This window comes from Dyadobacter sp. LHD-138 (assembly GCF_030929615.1).
Classification (GTDB): Bacteria; Bacteroidota; Bacteroidia; order Cytophagales; family Spirosomataceae; genus Dyadobacter.
Window position 1 is genome coordinate 72,663 of record NZ_JAVFVU010000031.1, and the last position, 18,085, is coordinate 90,747.

The 18,085-nt window shown below is 43.4% G+C and carries 20 protein-coding genes; 13 read left to right on the forward strand and 7 right to left on the reverse strand.

Going from position 1 to position 18,085, the window contains the following annotated elements:
- Window positions 1–195 precede the first annotated feature (195 nt).
- Window positions 196–879, forward strand: a complete 684-nt coding sequence (locus RB622_RS21635) for a GntR family transcriptional regulator (protein ID WP_308048761.1) — start codon at window positions 196–198, stop codon at window positions 877–879.
- Window positions 880–990: 111 nt separating this feature from the next.
- Here RB622_RS21635 and RB622_RS21640 read toward each other — a convergent pair whose 3' ends face one another.
- Window positions 991–1,716, reverse strand: a complete 726-nt coding sequence (locus RB622_RS21640; RefSeq protein ID WP_308048762.1) for a tRNA threonylcarbamoyladenosine dehydratase — start codon at window positions 1,714–1,716, stop codon at window positions 991–993.
- The gene (locus tag RB622_RS21645; protein WP_308048764.1) at window positions 1,677–2,360 is read right to left on the reverse strand and encodes a TatD family hydrolase; all 684 of its coding nucleotides are present in this window, start codon (window positions 2,358–2,360) and stop codon (window positions 1,677–1,679) included. Before RB622_RS21645 ends, RB622_RS21640 begins: the two co-directional genes overlap by 40 nt.
- Window positions 2,361–2,537: 177 nt before the next feature.
- On the opposite strand from RB622_RS21645, the gene RB622_RS21650 reads away from it, so the two are divergent.
- The 6 genes from RB622_RS21650 to RB622_RS21675 all read left to right on the forward strand — a co-directional run bounded on the left by RB622_RS21650 (window position 2,538) and on the right by RB622_RS21675 (window position 7,892).
- The gene (locus tag RB622_RS21650) at window positions 2,538–3,956 is read left to right on the forward strand and encodes a hypothetical protein (RefSeq protein WP_308048765.1); all 1,419 of its coding nucleotides are present in this window, start codon (window positions 2,538–2,540) and stop codon (window positions 3,954–3,956) included.
- Window positions 3,957–4,135: 179 nt separating this feature from the next.
- Window positions 4,136–4,294 carry a 50S ribosomal protein L34 gene (gene rpmH, locus RB622_RS21655; RefSeq protein WP_090336744.1) on the forward strand — a complete coding sequence of 53 codons (159 nt, stop codon included), beginning with the start codon at window positions 4,136–4,138 and terminating at the stop codon, window positions 4,292–4,294.
- 127 nt (window positions 4,295–4,421) lie between these two features.
- On the forward strand, window positions 4,422–4,835 hold the full coding sequence (locus RB622_RS21660; protein WP_254412773.1) for a ribonuclease P protein component: 414 nt from the start codon (window positions 4,422–4,424) through the stop codon (window positions 4,833–4,835).
- 13 nt (window positions 4,836–4,848) lie between these two features.
- The gene (locus RB622_RS21665; RefSeq protein WP_308048766.1) at window positions 4,849–6,507 is read left to right on the forward strand and encodes a S41 family peptidase; all 1,659 of its coding nucleotides are present in this window, start codon (window positions 4,849–4,851) and stop codon (window positions 6,505–6,507) included.
- A 93-nt stretch (window positions 6,508–6,600) separates the two neighbouring features.
- Window positions 6,601–7,299 carry a tRNA (adenosine(37)-N6)-threonylcarbamoyltransferase complex dimerization subunit type 1 TsaB gene (gene tsaB / locus RB622_RS21670; protein WP_308048767.1) on the forward strand — a complete coding sequence of 233 codons (699 nt, stop codon included), beginning with the start codon at window positions 6,601–6,603 and terminating at the stop codon, window positions 7,297–7,299.
- A gap of 77 nt (window positions 7,300–7,376) precedes the next feature.
- Window positions 7,377–7,892, forward strand: coding sequence for a DUF2480 family protein (locus tag RB622_RS21675; protein WP_308048768.1), 516 nt, complete (start codon window positions 7,377–7,379; stop codon window positions 7,890–7,892).
- Here the strand turns inward: RB622_RS21675 and RB622_RS21680 are convergent.
- The 4 genes from RB622_RS21680 to RB622_RS21695 form a co-directional block, all read right to left on the reverse strand.
- Window positions 7,889–8,491 carry a ribonuclease HII gene (locus RB622_RS21680; protein ID WP_308048769.1) on the reverse strand — a complete coding sequence of 201 codons (603 nt, stop codon included), beginning with the start codon at window positions 8,489–8,491 and terminating at the stop codon, window positions 7,889–7,891. The two genes, RB622_RS21675 and RB622_RS21680, sit on opposite strands and share 4 nt — an antisense overlap.
- Window positions 8,491–9,510 (reverse strand): VWA domain-containing protein, encoded by a 1,020-nt coding sequence (locus RB622_RS21685; RefSeq protein WP_308048770.1) that lies wholly within the window; start codon window positions 9,508–9,510, stop codon window positions 8,491–8,493. The genes RB622_RS21680 and RB622_RS21685 overlap by 1 nt, the downstream gene beginning before the upstream one ends.
- A 3-nt stretch (window positions 9,511–9,513) precedes the next feature.
- Window positions 9,514–10,377 carry a hypothetical protein gene (locus tag RB622_RS21690; RefSeq protein ID WP_308048771.1) on the reverse strand — a complete coding sequence of 288 codons (864 nt, stop codon included), beginning with the start codon at window positions 10,375–10,377 and terminating at the stop codon, window positions 9,514–9,516.
- A 136-nt stretch (window positions 10,378–10,513) separates the two neighbouring features.
- Window positions 10,514–11,404: a DUF58 domain-containing protein gene (locus tag RB622_RS21695; RefSeq protein WP_308048772.1), complete on the reverse strand. Its 891-nt coding sequence runs from the start codon at window positions 11,402–11,404 to the stop codon at window positions 10,514–10,516.
- Between the two features lie 120 nt (window positions 11,405–11,524).
- Here RB622_RS21695 and RB622_RS21700 point away from each other — a divergent pair, with 120 nt between their 5' ends.
- Both RB622_RS21700 and RB622_RS21705 read left to right on the forward strand, forming a co-directional pair.
- The gene (locus RB622_RS21700; RefSeq protein WP_308048773.1) at window positions 11,525–11,848 is read left to right on the forward strand and encodes a DUF4296 domain-containing protein; all 324 of its coding nucleotides are present in this window, start codon (window positions 11,525–11,527) and stop codon (window positions 11,846–11,848) included.
- Between the two features lie 99 nt (window positions 11,849–11,947).
- Window positions 11,948–12,700 carry a polyprenol monophosphomannose synthase gene (locus RB622_RS21705; protein WP_308048774.1) on the forward strand — a complete coding sequence of 251 codons (753 nt, stop codon included), beginning with the start codon at window positions 11,948–11,950 and terminating at the stop codon, window positions 12,698–12,700.
- On the opposite strand, the gene RB622_RS21710 is transcribed toward RB622_RS21705, so the two are convergent.
- Complete coding sequence (locus RB622_RS21710) at window positions 12,678–13,871, reverse strand: M20 family metallopeptidase (RefSeq protein WP_308048775.1); 1,194 nt, start codon at window positions 13,869–13,871, stop codon at window positions 12,678–12,680. The two genes, RB622_RS21705 and RB622_RS21710, sit on opposite strands and share 23 nt — an antisense overlap.
- A 231-nt stretch (window positions 13,872–14,102) precedes the next feature.
- On the opposite strand from RB622_RS21710, the gene RB622_RS21715 reads away from it, so the two are divergent.
- From RB622_RS21715 to RB622_RS21730, 4 genes are all read left to right on the forward strand, one after another.
- Window positions 14,103–14,984 carry a class I SAM-dependent methyltransferase gene (locus RB622_RS21715; protein ID WP_308048776.1) on the forward strand — a complete coding sequence of 294 codons (882 nt, stop codon included), beginning with the start codon at window positions 14,103–14,105 and terminating at the stop codon, window positions 14,982–14,984.
- An 88-nt stretch (window positions 14,985–15,072) separates the two neighbouring features.
- On the forward strand, window positions 15,073–16,008 hold the full coding sequence (locus tag RB622_RS21720) for a hypothetical protein (RefSeq protein ID WP_308048777.1): 936 nt from the start codon (window positions 15,073–15,075) through the stop codon (window positions 16,006–16,008).
- A 190-nt stretch (window positions 16,009–16,198) separates the two neighbouring features.
- A complete protein-coding gene (locus RB622_RS21725; RefSeq protein ID WP_308048778.1) occupies window positions 16,199–17,017 on the forward strand; it encodes a phytanoyl-CoA dioxygenase family protein in 819 nt (272 codons plus the stop codon).
- 75 nt (window positions 17,018–17,092) lie between these two features.
- Window positions 17,093–18,067 (forward strand): glycosyltransferase family 2 protein, encoded by a 975-nt coding sequence (locus RB622_RS21730; protein WP_308048779.1) that lies wholly within the window; start codon window positions 17,093–17,095, stop codon window positions 18,065–18,067.
- Window positions 18,068–18,085: the final 18 nt, after the last annotated feature.

The window sequence follows — 18,085 nt, forward strand, 5'->3', positions numbered from 1 at the left end:
ATTTTATACCACCTTTTACTAGAAACAACAAATTTTATTCTTAATTTCATTTGTAGGACAAATGTAATAATAGTATTTTAATATAAAAGGAATTGTATGTAAAATAAATTTTCATAGTCATATGGGCATAATAATGTTACTTTTGCAGCTTCATACTGAGAGAGTAAAAAAGATAAAAAACGTTATCACAGCGACATGCTAGAGCCCCTTGAAAGCTTATCAATGACCGATCGGGTGGAAAATATCCTCCGTGAATATTTTGAACAAAATGCGTTCAAACCAGGAGATTCCCTCCCCAATGAAATGGAGATGGCTAAAAAACTGAACGTAAGCCGGAATGTGGTGCGCGAAGCTTTGAGCCGCCTGCGTATGTTGGGCATGATTGAAACCCGTCCCAGAAAAGGCATGATTATGTCTCAGCCGGATCTGTTAACCGGCATGGAAAAAGTCCTCAATCCTTTTATATTGGGGACCGAAAATTTAAAAAACATCTTTGAATTAAGGCTAATCCTCGAAATGGGTATAGCCGAGTTCCTGTTTGCCCGTAAAACCGAAAAAGACATTGAAGAACTGGAAGCGATTGTCTCCCTGCAAAGCAATGACTTCGAGGCAACCAAAGAAGAAGAAATAGCCTTTCACGGAAAACTGTATGAAATGACGGGCAATGATACCTTCAAAAGGTTTCAAATTTTGCTCATGCCCGTCTTCAATCATGTGTTCACCGACTATTATAAAGAAAAGGTTCATGTAGAAATATCCAAACCCGTAACCCACAGAGATCTGCTGGAAGTGATGCGCAATGGCACCTCCTTCGAATTCAGGGAGGCTATGTTCAAACATCTGGAGCCTTATTATGCCACTTCGTTGAAAAAGAGATAATTTGTTAAAAAATTGGTCCTCTAGTGCTATCAACCCAACGCCGGGTAATGAATTCTAGCATTCATTGCCGGGCGTTGGCACTATTCTTCCAAGGAAATTTTCAAATTCAGCTCAAATCTCAATCAAATCCCGAAGCACTACCGAAGCGCAAGTTGCGCCAAAAGTCGCCGGCAAATAGGACATCGTACCGTATGCTGACTTTTTATAGTTACTGCCGTCCGTCAGCATCAAGGATTCTTTCAATTGCTCTTCCGTCGAAAAAACAGCTTTAATTCCCTTATAAATCCCTTCCTTTTTCAGGTTCTTCCTGATCTGCTGGGCAAAATTACAATTGAAGGTTTTAGAAATATCAACGACCTTTAACAGGGTAGGGTCGATCCTTCCCCCCGCGCCCATCGAACTCACGATGCGCATCTTACGCTGAAATGCTTCTTTTAAAAAAGTAATTTTAGGCGTTACGCTGTCAATGGCGTCGACGATGTAGTCATAGGGATATGCAGAAAGCATGTCTGCGACAGCGTCCGGATTGATAAATGTCTTAATCACATGGAGCGTCAATTCAGGGTTAATCGCCTTCAAACGCTCCGCCATAATATCCGCTTTGCTTTCACCGTGATTGGTCGAAAGTGCAGGCAATTGCCTGTTCCTGTTACTTGGATCGACAATGTCGCCATCTACGATGGTCATCGTACCCACGCCGCCTCTGCAAATAAATTCCGCTGCGAAGGATCCCACGCCGCCCAACCCAATCACCAAAACATGCGCTTTGCTAAGTTTGACTAATTTTTCTCTTCCAATTAACAATTCGGTTCGGGACAGCCAGGCGAAATCTTCCATGATCGGTCAAATACGTTTAAAAAGTTTTTTTCGAGCTGCAAAAGAATCTCTTTTTCAGCTATATTCTTAATCCGCGCCGCGGATTTATAAATTTCTCTGATGTCCACATCGGCATCATCGGTTTCCAAAAAAACCTGTTCCAGGGGTGTTGATTTAAAAGTTTTAAGAATTGCCTCATTAAAACCTAACAGCGATTTTCCGAAAGACAGATAAAAACCGCGGTCAATAACCGGCTGAATAATGGACAGCTTATTGTTGATTCCATGGAAAATAACCGGCACCTTCACATGCTTCAACTGTGATAAAACTTCACTATGGGCTTTCACGCAGTGGATGATCAGTGGTTTTGCCAACGCCTGAGCCAACGCTATCTGCCGTTCAAAAGCATTAAGCTGCAAAGACCAAGGGGTGGAAGAAAGTTTGTCCAGCCCGCATTCACCGATGGCAAGCACTGCTGGCTGGCCGGCATTATTTTCCAGACTTTCCCATTGCTGTTCTAAATGGTCTGCATCCAGATACCACGGATGCAGCCCCATGCTCATTTTATTCCCGGTAATATCTTTTTCAAAACCCTGGTACAGATTTTGAATGAAAACAACATCTGCTTCCGAAGCATTGTGATGGGTGTGAATGTTATAAAACATAGCGGTCAATAATCAAATCTTATAGCGATATTCAAATTCGCAGCATTATTTAAATAAAAGACTGGCTTTAAACAATAACAGAAATAATTCTATTTTTTGATTAAGCGGGTATTTATTCTTAAACTTATCAACTTTATTTACGTTCATCAATCTTATAAAAAGCCGGTTTCTAACAATATGAATTATTCTATTTGGTTTAGTAATAAGGACAACAAACTTAAAATCATAATACTTGCATTTATAGTCCTTCTTTTCCCTTTTATCATACTCTCGTTTTACGTCTTCCCCACTACCGACGATTATTGCCACACACTCGGTGTACGTGATATGGGCTATTGGGGCTTTCAGGTACATTATTGGAAAACCTGGTCGGGGCGTTACATCGGAACCATTATTTCAGCCACACAACCACTTGCCTATGGCTCTTACCTGGGCTATAAAATTGCCGCAGTTGTAATCCTTGGCCTGTATACCCATGCGATCTTTCGTTTTGTCAGGGCGATTACACTGGGTAAACTTGAATCCTGGCAAACTGCACTGATTACGTTTCTGTTTTTATTTGTCCTGATCGCGGAACTGCCTATTGTTTCGGGGTATTTTTACTGGTACACGGGTTACTACTATACCCTTGCCGATATTGGCACGCTCCACTTGTTTGCATACTTTTTCCAAAAATATGCACGGTTAAGCCGTTCAAACATAACTGTCATTTGTCTGGCCCTGATCATTCTTATTGGAACCAATGAATACACCCTGGTATGGCTGGTCGCCCTGACCGGTGCTTTATTCTTCTTCGGCTCACTAACCCAAAAGAAAATCCAGTTCCCGGCGCTGATCATGTTTCTGGTCGCCCTGGCCTTTGGTGTCTTATCAATAACCGCCCCCGGAAACGCCGTACGGGCAGAATCAGGGTTATATCCGACACCTTTAAAATTCAATCTGGTCTATTCCATCCAGCATAGCCTGGTCGCGAGCGTCACCAATTTTTCAAAAATGGCGCCTTCTTTATGCATTTTGGCACTGGTACTTATCCCTTTTGCCGCCCAGCTTTATCATAAAAGAGACAAAAATGAATTCCGGTTTTTAGCCGTTCACCCGGTCATTTCATTAATTGTTTTCTTCGGCTGTCTTTTTCTCACTTATTTTCCGACATACTGGTCCATCGCCGGTCCGCCGAATTTACGCGGACAATGTGTGATCACTTTCTGGACGCTGATCGGTTTTAGTTACAATGTTTTTGTGATCACTTTCTGGACCATTGAAAAATATAATTCGAAAATAACTACCCGTTTCGGATTGCTTGGATGGGTGATCGCTTTATACTTTGTTACGCTTTATACCAGCAACTTTAATTATAGATCTGCCTGGTCGGATGTGCTTACCGGCCGAGCTGCACGCTTTTATAAGGAAATGGAAGCACGTACACAACAGGTTTACGACACACCGGAACATTCGGTTTATGTTCCAAAACTGAAAAATATTCCTTATTCCATTTTGATCATCACCGAAGCACCGGACCCGGCCTGGGGGTCCGTAGAATATAACAACGGCTGTGCTGAATGGTACTTCAAAAAGAAATTTTTCTTAAAAGAATAATAAACCTATAATCCACTGGCGCAGCCAAAAGAAGGCTGAAAATTCTATAAATTTCATAGTACCTGCATGTTATAATTAAAAAAACAATTCAGGTCTTGTCTTAATTGGAAAATTTATTTACCTTTGCAAGCCAAAATTACGGGTAGAAGAGATTTATAGCGCAATAATTTGATAATGAGATGAAACGTACCTATCAACCATCGAATCGCAAGAGGAGAAATAAGCACGGATTCCGTGAAAGAATGTCTTCGGCTAATGGCCGGAAAGTTGTAACGGCCCGTCGCAAGAAAGGTCGTTGGAAACTAACTGTTTCAGACGAAAAACGTCATAAGCAATAATCAAGGTTTGAAAGTTTGAGTAGGGTAATGCCTGGTTGGTAGTACCAAATCGGAGACACCTTGTCTTTAATCGTGTATTAAGTTCGATTAATTCTCAAACTTAATACACGTTTTTTTCTACGAGAACTTGAAACAAACATTTGGTAAAAATGAGCGTTTGTGTAGCCCACGAGTAATCGGACGGCTTTTTCAAAGGGGTAGTGCGGATGTACATACGTTCTACCTCTTTCCTTTTCGCGTATTGTATATCTACGATTCCGAAACTCCTCCCCCATTTCCACAGCTTTTATTCTCGGTTTCCAAACGGCAATTTAAAAAGGCCGTCGACAGAAATCTGGTAAAAAGACGCTGTCGCGAAGCCTATCGCCTCAACAAGGCTGCATTACTTTCTCTTCCTGCCGAATCACGCCCTGCTTACATTGCTTTTTTGTATATTGCGAAAGAAATATCAACTTTTGACGTTATTGAAACGGCCATGAAGCAATCGGTAAATCGTTTGCTGAAATTGCCTTCCGCTCTCCGGAAAAATCAAAGTCAATGATTTACGACTATCGATGAAAAAGTATCTTCGTTCAATCTTAATTGCTACGCCGGTTGTTGCCGGACTGGTATTTGTGTCTTTCAAGCAAGATGACCGTCTGTTTGAAATTGCGCGCAATCTGGATATTTATGCCACGCTTTTTAAAGAGCTGAACGCATACTATGTCGATGAAATCAACCCCAATCAGCTGATTAAAACCAGTATAGACGGCATGCTCCGGTCACTGGACCCCTATACCGTTTATTACGCGGAAGATGATATCGAAGATTACATGACAATGACCACCGGAAAATATAACGGCATCGGCGCCATGGTAAATTCTTCGGAAGGGAAACATACCGTCATGATGGTTTATGAAGATACCCCTGCACAAAAAGCAGGTTTGCAACTTGGGGACGAAATCACAAAAATTAACGGGATTGATCTTTCAACCCGTGAAGATTTTGACTCGGGAAAGCTGTTAAAGGGACAGACACAAACCAGTGTTACGCTGACGATCAAGCGCTACGGGAACACAAAGCCGCTGGAAATCACATTGAACCGTGATATCGTGAAGGTTACGAATGTTCCTTATTATGGCATGATCAGTGAAGACGTCGGTTATATTGATCTTAAAGATTTTACGGCAACGGCTTCACGTGAGGTAAAAACCGCTTTTCAGGAGCTGAAAGGAAAAGGCATGAAACACTTGGTGCTGGATCTGCGCGATAATCCGGGAGGTTTGCTGAATATGGCGATTGAAATTTCGAATATTTTTATCCCAAAAGGAGAAGAAGTTGTTTCAACAAAAGGCAAGGTGAGTGAGTGGAATAAGTCGTATACGGCATACAATCCCGCTTTGGATACTGAAATTCCTATCGCAGTTTTGACCAACAACCGCAGTGCCTCGGCAGCGGAAATCGTTTCCGGGGTTATTCAGGATTACGACCGTGGGGTACTGATCGGACAGCGGACTTATGGAAAAGGTCTGGTTCAAACGACACGTGATCTTTCTTATAACACCAAGATGAAGATCACAACCGCGAAATATTATATTCCAAGCGGCCGCTGTATTCAGGCCATTGACTATGCGCACAGAAATGAAGACGGTAGCGTTGGAAAGCTTCCTGATTCGTTGATGACGGCTTTTAAAACACGGAATGGCCGGGTGGTTTACGACGGCGGAGGAATTTTGCCTGATATTATTACCGAAAAAGAAACATTTTCTCCTTTGGCAACTTCGCTTGCTCGGAACCGCTTGTTCTTTGACTATGCGATCAAATACCATTTTGAGCACCCGACCATCAAACCTGCCAGGGAATTCCATCTGACGGATGCCGAATACGGTGATTTTGTAAAATGGCTGAATAACAAAGAATACGATTATACCACCCAGGTTGAAAAAGACCTGAATAATCTGGAAGCTTCTGCGAAAAAAGAGAAATCGATTGACGTTATCCAGGATCAACTAAAAGGGCTCAGAGCCAAACTCGCCCATAGCAAGGATAACGATTTGCAGTTATCAAAAGCAGAAATCAAAATGGTTCTGGAAGAAGAAATTCTTAAACATTATTATCTGGAAAAAGGTATGCGCGAAGCTTCGTTCAATGAAGATCTTGAAGTAAAAGAAGCTTTGAAATTGTTTAAGGACCAGAATCGTTACAGCGAACTTTTAAAGGGAACGAAAAAATAAGCTTTTGGCTATCGGCTATTAGATATGGTCAAAATTGGATTGTAGCGAGTTCCCAGCCAATTGCTGACAGCCGAAAGCCGACGTTATTAATTTATGCTTTTACTTAGTATTGATACTTCTACGCGCGGTTGTTCCGTAGCGCTTCATGGCGATGTCGGCCTGCTGGCCAACTATGAATTATATACAGACCGGTCATCTTCGGCGATGCTGACAACGCTGATCAGCAGTGCTGTTGAACATGCCGGATACACTTTACAGGATCTGGATGCGGTTGCTGTTGCGAAGGGCCCCGGCTCTTACACGGGCTTACGCGTGGGTGTTTCTACCGCCAAAGGGCTGTGCTATGCATTGGATAAGCCACTGATTGCCATCAATACGCTGGAGGCAATGGCACTTCAGGTTAACGCTTTTTTTCCGAAAGATCACCTTTTTTGTCCGATGATTGACGCCCGGCGCATGGAGGTTTATTCCGCAGTTTTCGACGCTGAAAACAATATTGTGGAGCCAACCAAAGCCGTTATTCTTCAGGAAGATTCATTCGGCGTTTTACTTGAAAACAATAAAGTTGTTTTCTTTGGTGATGGTGCTGCCAAGTGCAGGCCGTTATTTGACCATAATCCGAACGCTGTTTTCATTTCAGAGGATATCAAACCTTCTGCGCGAACAGTTGGAAAACTGGCTGTTATTTCTTTCGAAAAAGGTGAATTTGAAGATGTTGCAACGTTTGAGCCTTTTTATCTTAAAGATTTCATGACCCCTCCTTCCCGAAAAGTCAGTCCGGCGGTTCAGTAAAATTTTAGTTTTGTCGGCGTTAAAGAAAACAAACTACCGCCATTTCGTGTTATGCTATGCAAACACCAGAATTTCCTATGCAAACCGAAGAGATTGTCAACCGTGTCGCTACCAGTGGTCTTATTTCTTTTGACCTTGAAGAACTGTACCATCCCGGCGAGCGCGTACTGTATGATATAAAAGATAATTTATTCATGGGTATGATCCTTAAGGAAAAGGATTTCCGTGACTTCCTCAAGGCGCATGACTGGGCACAGTATACCGGCAAAAATGTAGCCATCATCTGCTCGGAAGATGCCATTGTACCAACCTGGGCCTATATGTTACTCGCCATCCAGCTTGAACCTTATGCCAACGCAGTTGTTTTTGGAGATTTAACCGCCCTGGAAGACAAGCTGTTTTCGGACGCGATCGGTAAAATTAATCCGGAAGAGTTCAGTGGAAAAAAAGTGGTTGTGAAGGGATGTAGCAAAGTGTCGGTTCCTATTTCCGCCTATGTTGCCATTACGAACCTCCTGAAACCGGTAGCGCAAAGCCTCATGTTTGGAGAACCCTGCAGCACCGTTCCGCTATACAAAAAACCAAAAGCTTAAACATCTTCCGGCGTTTCTTCCTCTTTCAGCAGCTTGAAGCTCATGCGATGATGCTCGCAGGTGCCGTGCAATTTTATGGCTTTTCGGTGATGCATGGTGGGATAACCCGCATTGGTTTCCCAGCCATAATACGGAAACTGTAACGATAAGCGGCTCATTAAGTCGTCCCGGTAGGTTTTTGCCAAAACAGAAGCCGCCGCAATTGACAAATAATGCGCATCACCCTTGATAATGCAGGTATGCGGGATCATCGGGTAAGGCGTAAACCGGTTTCCATCCACCAGCAAATGCTCAGGCTTCGTATGCAGCTTATCCACGGCATAATGCATCGCCAGAAAACTCGCCTTTAAAATATTGATCCGGTCAATTTCAAAATTATCCACCTCGGCAACGGCCCAGGCGATAGCCTCCTCCATAATTTCCTTTTGCAAAACATCACGCTGCACGCGGGTAAGCTGTTTGGAATCGTTGAGATAAAGATGAAAATAGTCTGGTGGCAGAATGACTGCCGCAGCAACAACCGGTCCGGCCAGACACCCTCTGCCAACCTCATCCAATCCCGCCTCCCGGACGTTCTTATTATAAAAAGCTTTTAACATTAGTCTTCAAGAATATTGGCCATAAAAGTACTCTTTGTGCTAAGCGCGATCAAGAGCAGCAAAATGCCCCAATAAAGATAAATACGATAATAATCACTCACATCCCGCGACACGACATTCCGGGATTTCACTTTCTCGATCTGGTTGATCTGTTTAAAAACGGCTCCCAAAGCCGTATTATCCGTAGCCCGAAAGTATTTCCCGTTTCCCAAAGCAGCAATCTTTTGCAGTTCACTTTCATCCACGAGTGCATTCGAAATATTTAAAGTATCCTTTTTCAACACCTTAACCGCTTTACCTACCGAAATACTATAAACCCGGACGCCAAATGCTTTTGCAAGCTGGGCGGCCGTCGTTGGCCCAAGGTTTCCGGAAGTATTATCCCCGTCACTGATCAGAATCGCCACTTTACTTTCGCCTGAGGTTTCCCGCATCCGGTTTACAGCCACGGCCAGGGCACTTCCTATGGCCGTTCCGGCTATCGGGATCATGGTCGGCTGAATTTCATCCAGAAAACCATACAACAGCTCATAATCCGTCGTAAGCGGACACAATGAAACGGCTTCTCCCGCGAAAATGATCAGTCCGATCCGATCCTGCAAACGGCCCTGGATAAATTGACGCGCGACGAGTTTGGCCGCTTCCAGCCTGTTTGGGCTCAGATCTTTTTCCATCATCGAATCGGATATATCGAGCAAAAGCATGATATCAATCCCCTCAGAAAACTTATCCGTTCTTTCCGTTACAATTTGAGGGCGGGCCAGCGCAACAAGCAGCAAGACCAAAGCCAGCGCCACGCAAATGGGCTGTAAAAACCGGAGCCACGTAAACCAATCCTGTTTGGCATGTTCGGTGCTATAAGTAACAAACAGCCGTTGCTGGTGTTGCCTGTGAAATGCACTTCTCAGCCAAAACAAAAAGGGAATGGCCGGTAACGCGTACAGAAAATAGGGATAAGCCCATTCATATGACCTTAGGACATCCCACGTAAACCATCTCGGCGACAACCATTCTTCCATAACTCAAATATCGGCGGATACATTACCTTCTAAAACTTTCCTGCGCTTGTTTCGGTAAAGACGCATCGCGCCGGCTTTTAAAACCTCAAGAGATTTTTCCATATCCTTGGACTTTACCTGTCCATAAATAATTCCGTCCATATTTTTCAAGGCGGCAGCAAGGCCTTCGTCCGGCAAATTATCCATAATTTCTCTCGTCGTATAAGTCGCAAACGGCTTTTTTTCCAGTTTTTCAAGATAATTTTTCCAGACAATAATCGCCTTTTCTGCATCCCTGATATCTTCCCGCTCCTTCGCATTTCGAAGCAAACGGTTATAGGAACGGTTATATTCCATATGCCTGCGCTGTAATTTGAACAACTGCCACTGTTTATAAATATCCGTTCCGAAAAGCCAGTAAATACTTCCGGCAATACCTATTGCAAGGGCCAAAAAGCCGATAAATACCGAAAAGTTAAATTCATGGCTTAACGGTAATAACCCCAATTCAGGTTTCAGGGACGTTGTGTCGGTAATATTCTGAAAATTATCTTTTCGTAAAAAAATGGTATCCGTGCTGCTGTACAACGCCGTACAGTCCCGGTCTTTGCCTTTAAAAACAAAAACAGGCATTTTTAACGACTGCCCCGGTGAAACATTAAAAGAAACCAACTGATACACGGCGCTATCGAGACTGCCTCTTTTGTCCGTTCTCGTTGTAAAATTCTTTTTGGAAATTACTTCAAAAGGAGAAAAATTATAACTCGTATCGGGAAAAAAAACTTCGGTTTGCGGCGGATGCAAAAAACTCAAGGAGAAAAAAAACGGCTTGCCAACCTCAATACTATCCGATAAAAATTTCCCGTCAGGCACTTTACGCTGCGCCATAACCGACTGCCCTGATTGGAGAAGTCCAGTCAGACAGAGGCATAACACGTAAAAAACTCTTTTGAAAAGGGGATCAATACCGGCAGTGAACGACAATTTCTTTAACCATTTAGTAAGTTTTAATACATTTTTCCCGTCAGGATGAAGCCATGCCGCTTTTTGCGTAACGCCTTACCTTAAACAAACGAATAAGTGCCGGAACATAATCTTCCTGTGTGTTAATAGAAATATAATCTGCCCGGTTCTGGCGACAAAGCTTTTCCAGTTCTGCACTTCTTTTCTGAAAACGGTTGGTCATATCCTCCCGGTATTGTTTGGAAGAAGTATTAACCCAGGTTGTCCGTTGTTTTTCAGCATCATATAGCGGAATAATACCCAGTTTAGGCAGATTTGTTTCGCGAAGATCATACAGATGGATCACGATCAGATCATGCTTCCGGGCAATTGCTTTAAGGTTGTGCTGATAATCCGAATCTATAAAATCCGATATCAAAAAAATCAGGCTCCGGCGTCTCAAAACATTCAAAGTCACTAAAATAGCCTCAGAAATATTTGTTTTTGTAGATTCCGGAACCAGTTTATAAATTTCTGACAAAACGCTGTACCCGTGTTTCATGCCGTCGGAAGGGCGGATATAACGCTCATTCCTGTCCGAAAAACAAAGCAGCCCTACCCTGCTAGCCTCCTGAATTGCCGACAAAGTCAATACGCCGCAAATTTCTTTGGCAATATCAATTTTAAGACGGCCCGCCTCTCCCACTTGCTGCGAGGCACTCACGTCCAGCATGAAAAAAGCAGTTTGCTCTTTATCCTCCTTAAAGATCTTGATGAAAGTCCCGTGTCCCTTGGCCGAAGTATTCCAGTCAATAGCGCGGACATCGTCTCCGTATTGGTAAAGCCTGAGGTCATCAAATTCCAGACCCGAACCTTTAAAAACCGAATGAAAGTTTCCATGCCGCTCACTCGTGACCGCTTTCCTCATCCGTATTTCATACTTTCGGAGTTTCCCCAAAAACAGTTCAAACATATGTTTTCCGAAAAAATTACCACCTTTGTACCTTAGAGCAGCTAAACAAAGATAGGTATTTTGAGAATTATGACGCGACGGATTATTAATTTCTCGTTCAGTTTAATGCTGGCAGGGAGTATGGCAATCATTTTTGCGGGCTGCACTAAGGAAGAAAAACCACCCGAAGGTACTCTTTCAGAGGAAAAAATGGCCGACATTCTGACGGATATACACATCGCAGAGTCCCGTGTGACCCGTTTACAATTGAAATCTCTCGATTCTTCGATTCTTATATTTGACCAGCTGAAAAAGCAGATCTGGCAAAAAAATAAGGTCGATACGGTTTTGTACCGCAGCAGCTACGCTTATTACATGACTCATCCGGAATATATGACCCGTATTTATGAGAAAGTTGCCAAAAAAATTGAGGTCCGGGAGAAAAAAAAGGACATTAAACTTTAAAAAAAGTTAAATTATTGAATACCCGAAGACACCACTTGTAATATCAATCGTTTAAAATAACCGGCAAAACCTTTTTCTGTAACCCTAATTTGAACCACAGTGAACCACAGTATTGTAGTGATCCCCACCTACAACGAAATAGAAAATATTGAAGCGATCATTAGAAAGGTATTCAGCCTTTCCACGCCTTTCGATGTACTGATTATTGATGATGGATCACCGGATCAAACTGGTGCTGCGGTAAAGGAATTACAGAAAGAATTTGGCGAATCACTTCATCTGATCGAAAGAAAGGGAAAACTCGGCCTCGGCACGGCTTATATTCAGGGCTTCAAATGGGCACTGGATAAAGGCTACGAATATATTTTTGAAATGGATGCCGATTTTTCTCACCCACCGGAAGATCTGATCCGTTTGTACCAGGCTTGCGCCGAACAAGGCCACGATGCCGCCATCGGTTCGCGATATATCACCGGTGTAAATGTGGTAAACTGGCCGATCAGCAGGGTTTTGATGTCTTATTTTGCAGGCTATTATGTGCGGATGATAACCGGCATGCCGATCATGGACCCTACCGCCGGATTTATCTGCTACACACGCAAGGTATTGGAAACGATCGACCTGGACAAGATTCGGTTTATCGGCTATGCGTTTCAGATTGAAATGAAATTCAATTCCTGGAAGTTCGGGTTTAACATTGTAGAGGTTCCAATCATCTTTACAGACCGGACAAAAGGAGCCTCTAAAATGTCTTCGGGAATTTTTAAAGAAGCTATTCTGGGCGTTATCAGCCTGAAAATTAACAGCTATTTTAAAAGATATATTCCTGCTAAAACGCAAGTTCAGCAATAGCCAGCCAGCTCATAAGTCCCGGTGCTATTTCCAGCGATGTTTCATCGACATCAAAAGTGGGGGTATGCACGCCGGAAATGATTCCTTTGGCTTCGTTACGCGTCCCCAATCTGTAAAAACAAGAATCGACAACCTGCGAATAAAAGGCAAAATCTTCGCCGGCCATCCATAGATCAAGATCGATAACATTTTCTGCGCCCATATATTCCGTAGCCGCAGTTCTGACGCGACGGGTCAATTCAGGGTGGTTTTTCAGGAAAGGATATCCTTTTACGATCTCAAAAACACAGCTGCCTCCCATGGCTTCGGCCATTCCTTCCGCCATTTTTTTCATTTTCCGTAAACCCTCTTCCCGCCACTGTTCATCCATACAACGCCAGGTTCCCTGCAAGGTTACTTCGTTGGGAATGACATTGGTAACCCCGTCGGCAATAAATCTTCCAAAGGATAAAACCGAGGGATTGGAAGGCTTGCGATAACGGCTGATGATCTGCTGCAAAGCCACAACGATATGCGAAGCGATCAAAATCGGGTCTATCAACTGGTCGGGTGCAGCCGCATGGCCGCCTTTCCCAATCACTGTAACATATAACTCATCGGTACTGGCCATGTACATGCCCTCACGAAAACCGATTTTACCAACCGGAATATTCGGCGCCACGTGCTGACCCACCATACTGGCCGGCCTTGGATTTTCCAGTACACCTTCCTTGATCATTAGCGAAGCGCCGCCCGGTGCTTTTTCCTCAGCGGGCTGGAAAACCAGCTTCACAGTTCCTTCAAACTGGTCACGCAACTGGTTCAAAATCCGGGCTGTACCCAATAAAGACGCCGTATGCACATCATGCCCGCAAGCGTGCATGACACCGGGCACTTGTGATTTGTAAGGTACATCATTCGCTTCAACAATAGGCAAAGCATCCATATCTGCCCGTAAACCTACTATTTTCTTCTCTGGATTTCTTCCTTCAATCAGTGCAACAAGTCCCGTTCCGGCAATACCTTCCTGTGGGGTAAGGCCAATGGCACGCAGTTCTTCTGCCACAAAACGCGCCGTTTTAAATTCCTCAAAAGAAAGCTCCGGATGCGTATGTAAATGCCGGCGATTAGCAATAACACTGGCCGCCTGGTCTTTCGCGAGTGACTTTATTTTTTGTTGCAGGTCAAACATATGTTCAAAGAGAAAATTGAGAGTTTTGAGAATGCCCGAACTTGGAGGTATTCAGGCAAAAGCGATCCAAAGGTACAAAGAAATAGAATCGGGCAGAATGCGGGATACCTATGATTGAGAAAAATCAGCAGATTTATGCAGCCCTTTTGATAACAAGGGTGTCTAATTTTAAAGTACTTCTAAGAAAAAAAAGTAATTTTGGCTTAATACATCAATATAGCAAAAAACATAATGACGCATCAGGATTTTCTAAAAGCGTTGGTTTGTCCGCTTACCGGCAGTCCATTGACAATCGCCGAAGACGGCAAAACGCTTACCAGTGAAGATGGTACAATATATGAAGTAGGTGATACTGGCATTGTTAATATGCTTTATCCCAAAGAGTTACTTCCAGGCGACGCGCATGAGCAATATCTTTACGATCAGGCATTTCTTCGCTACGACAAAGGTGTTTCATGGGTTTTCGAGTCGCTGAACCATTCTGATGAAGCAGCCACACGCCGCTTCTTTATTGATCTGATGGAATTGAAACCAGGTATGAAAGCGCTGGAAGTTGGAGCCGGAACCGGAAAAGATTCTGCACTGATTCTTGAAAAAGTTAAACCGGGCGGAACGGCTGTTTTGTCAGATTTATCCCCAAACATGCTTAAACTGGCTCAGGAAAAACTTCCTACGGAGGATGTGAATGTTCATTATTTCCTTGGCAATGGCTCTTACCTGCCCTTTGCTGATGATACATTTGATGCGGTTTTCCATTTTGGCGGCATCAATACTTTCTCTGAAAGAAAAAAAGCATTTGACGAACTGACACGCGTTGTCCGTCCTGGCGGAAAAGTTGTTGTGGGTGATGAAAGTGTTGCGCCGTGGTTACGGAACACGCCGACTTATGCTACTTTATTGAAAGCGAACCCGCTTTTCCGTGCAGAGGTGCCTCTTGAAGATGTTCCTGCAAACATAGAAAATTTCAAGTTACACTATGTTTTCGGTAACGCCTTTTACGTAATGGAATACACCGTAACGGCAAAAGCACCGGAAGTTGACATTGATCTGCCGATTCCGGGAAAAGATTTTGTAGACAACTGGCGCCTGCGTGCTGAAAAAGCGGAGGCATAATTATTGATCGTATTCATTCATTGATTTTGCAGCCATAACCGACTGCAAGTGATTTGCCGGAAGGCAATGCTTTGAAAAAATTATAAATATGTGGGTTAAAAAGGGAGTTGTATATAAGCCCGATGGAACTTTGCCGCACAGCCTTTCGCATGCACAGGTTCCGTTTGCTTACAAGCATAAAGATTTTTTACGTGTCTATTTTTCATCACGTGATGCCAGCGGCCAGTCCAGGCCTACATTTATTGATGTAGATTACGAGGATCCGACCAAGATCCTGTACATACACGACAAACCGGTCCTGGAATTGGGTGGACCTGGTGAGTTCGATGAAACCGGTGCCATGCCGGCCTGGTTTGTAGACATGCCCAATGGCGACATCTGGCTGTATTACACGGGCTGGAACAGAACGCATAATTCTTATCGCCTTTCCATGGGGCTGGCGGTAAGTCATGACGGCGGGTTAACCTTTGAAAAAATGTTCAAAGGCCCAATTATGGACCGCAGCATTCAGAACCCGATCTGGGCCGCGCAGCCATCTGTAATCCGTGAAGACGACGGAACGTGGCGAATGTGGTACATTTCAGGGCATAAGTGCGAATATATCCACGGATATCCTGAGCCGTTTTACCGTGGTCAGTCGGCAACATCAAAAGACGGAATTCACTGGGATATCAGCGATATTCCAACCCTTGATTTTGACGATTTCCTTCATGCGGTAGGCCGCCCGAGTGTGTTCAAAGAAGATGGTATCTACAAAATGTACTATTCTTACCGACACACCCGTGATTACAGAACCGATCGTAACCAAAGCTATCGTTTGGGTTATGCCGAGTCAGTAGACGGAGAAAACTGGGAGCGGAAAGACAATCTGGTCGGTATTGGAAAATCTGACAATCCGGAAGATTTCGATTATCAAATGATTAATTATGCCAATTTTTATGAGCATAACGGCAAAAAATATTTGCTGTACAATGGCAATGGTTTTGGCGCTGCCGGATTTGCCTATGCTGTTTGGGAAGATTAAGTTTCTCAATCATAAAAAAGAATAACGAAAGTCATTATTCTGACTTCAAAAAGAGTTATAAATTTGCGTGTAACAAATAAACGGATATCGGTATAATTATGTTTATGTAGTTTTCTGGTTTTCAGAGCAATAAACATAATTATACACGTATCCATTTTCATTTTTTCAAAATCGCAAAAATCAATAAAAAATGAGCACACTTCAGCAGCAATTCAATAGCGACGGATACGTTATCCTGCGCAATTTTTTAGATAAAGATTTAATCAGTTCGATCTATACAGAAGCCCGTAAGATCTTCGCTGCACAGATCAAAAGAGTAACCGGAAAATCCGTAGACATTGACGATAAAGATGCCTTCGAAAATGCAATGTTTGAATTTTTCGAAAAAGACTTTAACGCTTTTGTAAATACCGGAAAAACCGTTCAGCATTCTTTTTCACTTCACAGGCTGGGTGTTGACCCTCAGATTGAAAGCCTGTTAAAACAGGTAGGCCTGGAAAATCCGATCATCGGAGCTCGTCCGGCCATGCAGTTTAACAGTCGTTTTTTATCAAAAGACGGTAGTAAACACTGGAAACTGGATGCGCATCAGGATTGGCGTACCGGTCAGGGCTCACTGGACAGCACGGTGATCTGGTTCCCGATGGTTGATGCCGGAGCCGACATCGGCGCTTTACAGGTCATTCCGGGAAGTCACAAGACAGGGTTGCAGGAATCCAACACGTCCGGCTATCAGGGTGGAATCACTTCGGGTATTAAAGACGAAGATTTTATACAGACAGAATTTTCAGTTGGCGATATCCTGGTTTTCTCGGCTTTTCTTGTGCATCAATCCGGTAACAACATCACCAATAACATCCGCTGGTCGGTTCAACTCCGGTATAATAACCTGGAAGAGCCAACATTTATAGAGCGCGGTTATCCGATGGCCTATATTTATGCCCCTGAAAAAGAACTTGTCACACCTAATTTCCCGAGTGTGCAGCAGTTGCAAAATGTATTTAGCTGAAAAGATTCCGGCTCAGGCCATTTCGGGTAAAAGACACGTGAAGAATATCAGCTAATCTATTGACAATACAATATTATGATCAAAGTAAGTGTCGTTATACTTACGTTTAACCAGGCGGCTTTTATAGGCGATACCATTGAAAGCGCTTTAAATCAAACAACAAATTTCGAGTATGAAATTCTTGTTGGGGATGATTTTTCGACGGATGGAGCACGAGATATTATTTTAGATTATCAAAAACGTTATCCCAATAAAGTAAAGGCCGTGCTTCATTCCCAAAATCTGGGACAGAACGGCCTTTTCAATACCATTGAAACGCTTAAACTAGCCCAGGGCCAGTACATCGCTCCCCTCGACGGTGACGATTACTGGACGTCCCCGGACAAGCTTCAGAAACAGGTCAATTTCATGGATGCACATCCTGATTACTCCGCCTGTTTCCATAATGCACTGATTACTTTTGAAGACGGCTCTCCTTCGGTAGAGGTAAATCGTCCGGACCAGAAGAAAAAAATCGAGGTGGAGGACCTGATCGGGGAAGATGAAATCTGGTTTATGGCAACCTCGGCGGTGATGTTTAAAAACCATCTGATGTATTATCCGGAATGGTTTTTGAAGTCAACCAGCGGGGATATTCCGCGTTATGTCATTCTGGCAAAACATGGTCCTATTGGCTACATTCCGGGGTTAATGTCTGTTTACCGAAAAAACAAAGGCGGTGCCAGTTTCAAGGACCATTACCGCGACGAGCGTTTTTTGACAAACCGGATCATGATGTATGAAGGCATCAATAAGGAAACGGATTATAAATTCGACAAATCGATGCGCCGGAACATTGCAAGATATTACCGCATGATGCTGGATGCCAGACAATTGTCCGGAAGTTATTTTAAAAAAGCAGCACTGGCAGCAAATTATTTGCTCATGAAAGGTGCTGATCTGGCCGAATGCAAGGAAATCACCCGTGATTACATTTTACCAAAATGGATCATGAGCACCTATAGCTTTTTTGCCCTGTTGCCTTATAAAATCCGCCAGTCAAGTCATTGATATCATTTCACTCCCAAG

Excerpts from the sequence above, each read along its gene's own strand:
- RB622_RS21635 (WP_308048761.1), top strand. The coding sequence starts at position 196 with ATGCTAGAGCCCCTTGAAAGCTTATCAATGACCGATCGGGTGGAAAAT.
- RB622_RS21640 (WP_308048762.1), bottom strand. The coding sequence starts at position 1,716 with ATGGAAGATTTCGCCTGGCTGTCCCGAACCGAATTGTTAATTGGAAGA.
- RB622_RS21645 (WP_308048764.1), bottom strand. The coding sequence starts at position 2,360 with ATGTTTTATAACATTCACACCCATCACAATGCTTCGGAAGCAGATGTT.
- RB622_RS21650 (WP_308048765.1), top strand. The coding sequence starts at position 2,538 with ATGAATTATTCTATTTGGTTTAGTAATAAGGACAACAAACTTAAAATC.
- rpmH (WP_090336744.1), top strand. The coding sequence starts at position 4,136 with ATGAAACGTACCTATCAACCATCGAATCGCAAGAGGAGAAATAAGCAC.
- RB622_RS21665 (WP_308048766.1), top strand. The coding sequence starts at position 4,849 with ATGAAAAAGTATCTTCGTTCAATCTTAATTGCTACGCCGGTTGTTGCC.
- tsaB (WP_308048767.1), top strand. The coding sequence starts at position 6,601 with ATGCTTTTACTTAGTATTGATACTTCTACGCGCGGTTGTTCCGTAGCG.
- RB622_RS21675 (WP_308048768.1), top strand. The coding sequence starts at position 7,377 with ATGCAAACCGAAGAGATTGTCAACCGTGTCGCTACCAGTGGTCTTATT.
- RB622_RS21680 (WP_308048769.1), bottom strand. The coding sequence starts at position 8,491 with ATGTTAAAAGCTTTTTATAATAAGAACGTCCGGGAGGCGGGATTGGAT.
- RB622_RS21685 (WP_308048770.1), bottom strand. The coding sequence starts at position 9,510 with ATGGAAGAATGGTTGTCGCCGAGATGGTTTACGTGGGATGTCCTAAGG.
- RB622_RS21690 (WP_308048771.1), bottom strand. The coding sequence starts at position 10,377 with ATGGCGCAGCGTAAAGTGCCTGACGGGAAATTTTTATCGGATAGTATT.
- RB622_RS21695 (WP_308048772.1), bottom strand. The coding sequence starts at position 11,404 with ATGTTTGAACTGTTTTTGGGGAAACTCCGAAAGTATGAAATACGGATG.
- RB622_RS21700 (WP_308048773.1), top strand. The coding sequence starts at position 11,525 with ATGGCAATCATTTTTGCGGGCTGCACTAAGGAAGAAAAACCACCCGAA.
- RB622_RS21710 (WP_308048775.1), bottom strand. The coding sequence starts at position 13,871 with ATGTTTGACCTGCAACAAAAAATAAAGTCACTCGCGAAAGACCAGGCG.
- RB622_RS21715 (WP_308048776.1), top strand. The coding sequence starts at position 14,103 with ATGACGCATCAGGATTTTCTAAAAGCGTTGGTTTGTCCGCTTACCGGC.
- RB622_RS21720 (WP_308048777.1), top strand. The coding sequence starts at position 15,073 with ATGTGGGTTAAAAAGGGAGTTGTATATAAGCCCGATGGAACTTTGCCG.
- RB622_RS21725 (WP_308048778.1), top strand. The coding sequence starts at position 16,199 with ATGAGCACACTTCAGCAGCAATTCAATAGCGACGGATACGTTATCCTG.
- RB622_RS21730 (WP_308048779.1), top strand. The coding sequence starts at position 17,093 with ATGATCAAAGTAAGTGTCGTTATACTTACGTTTAACCAGGCGGCTTTT.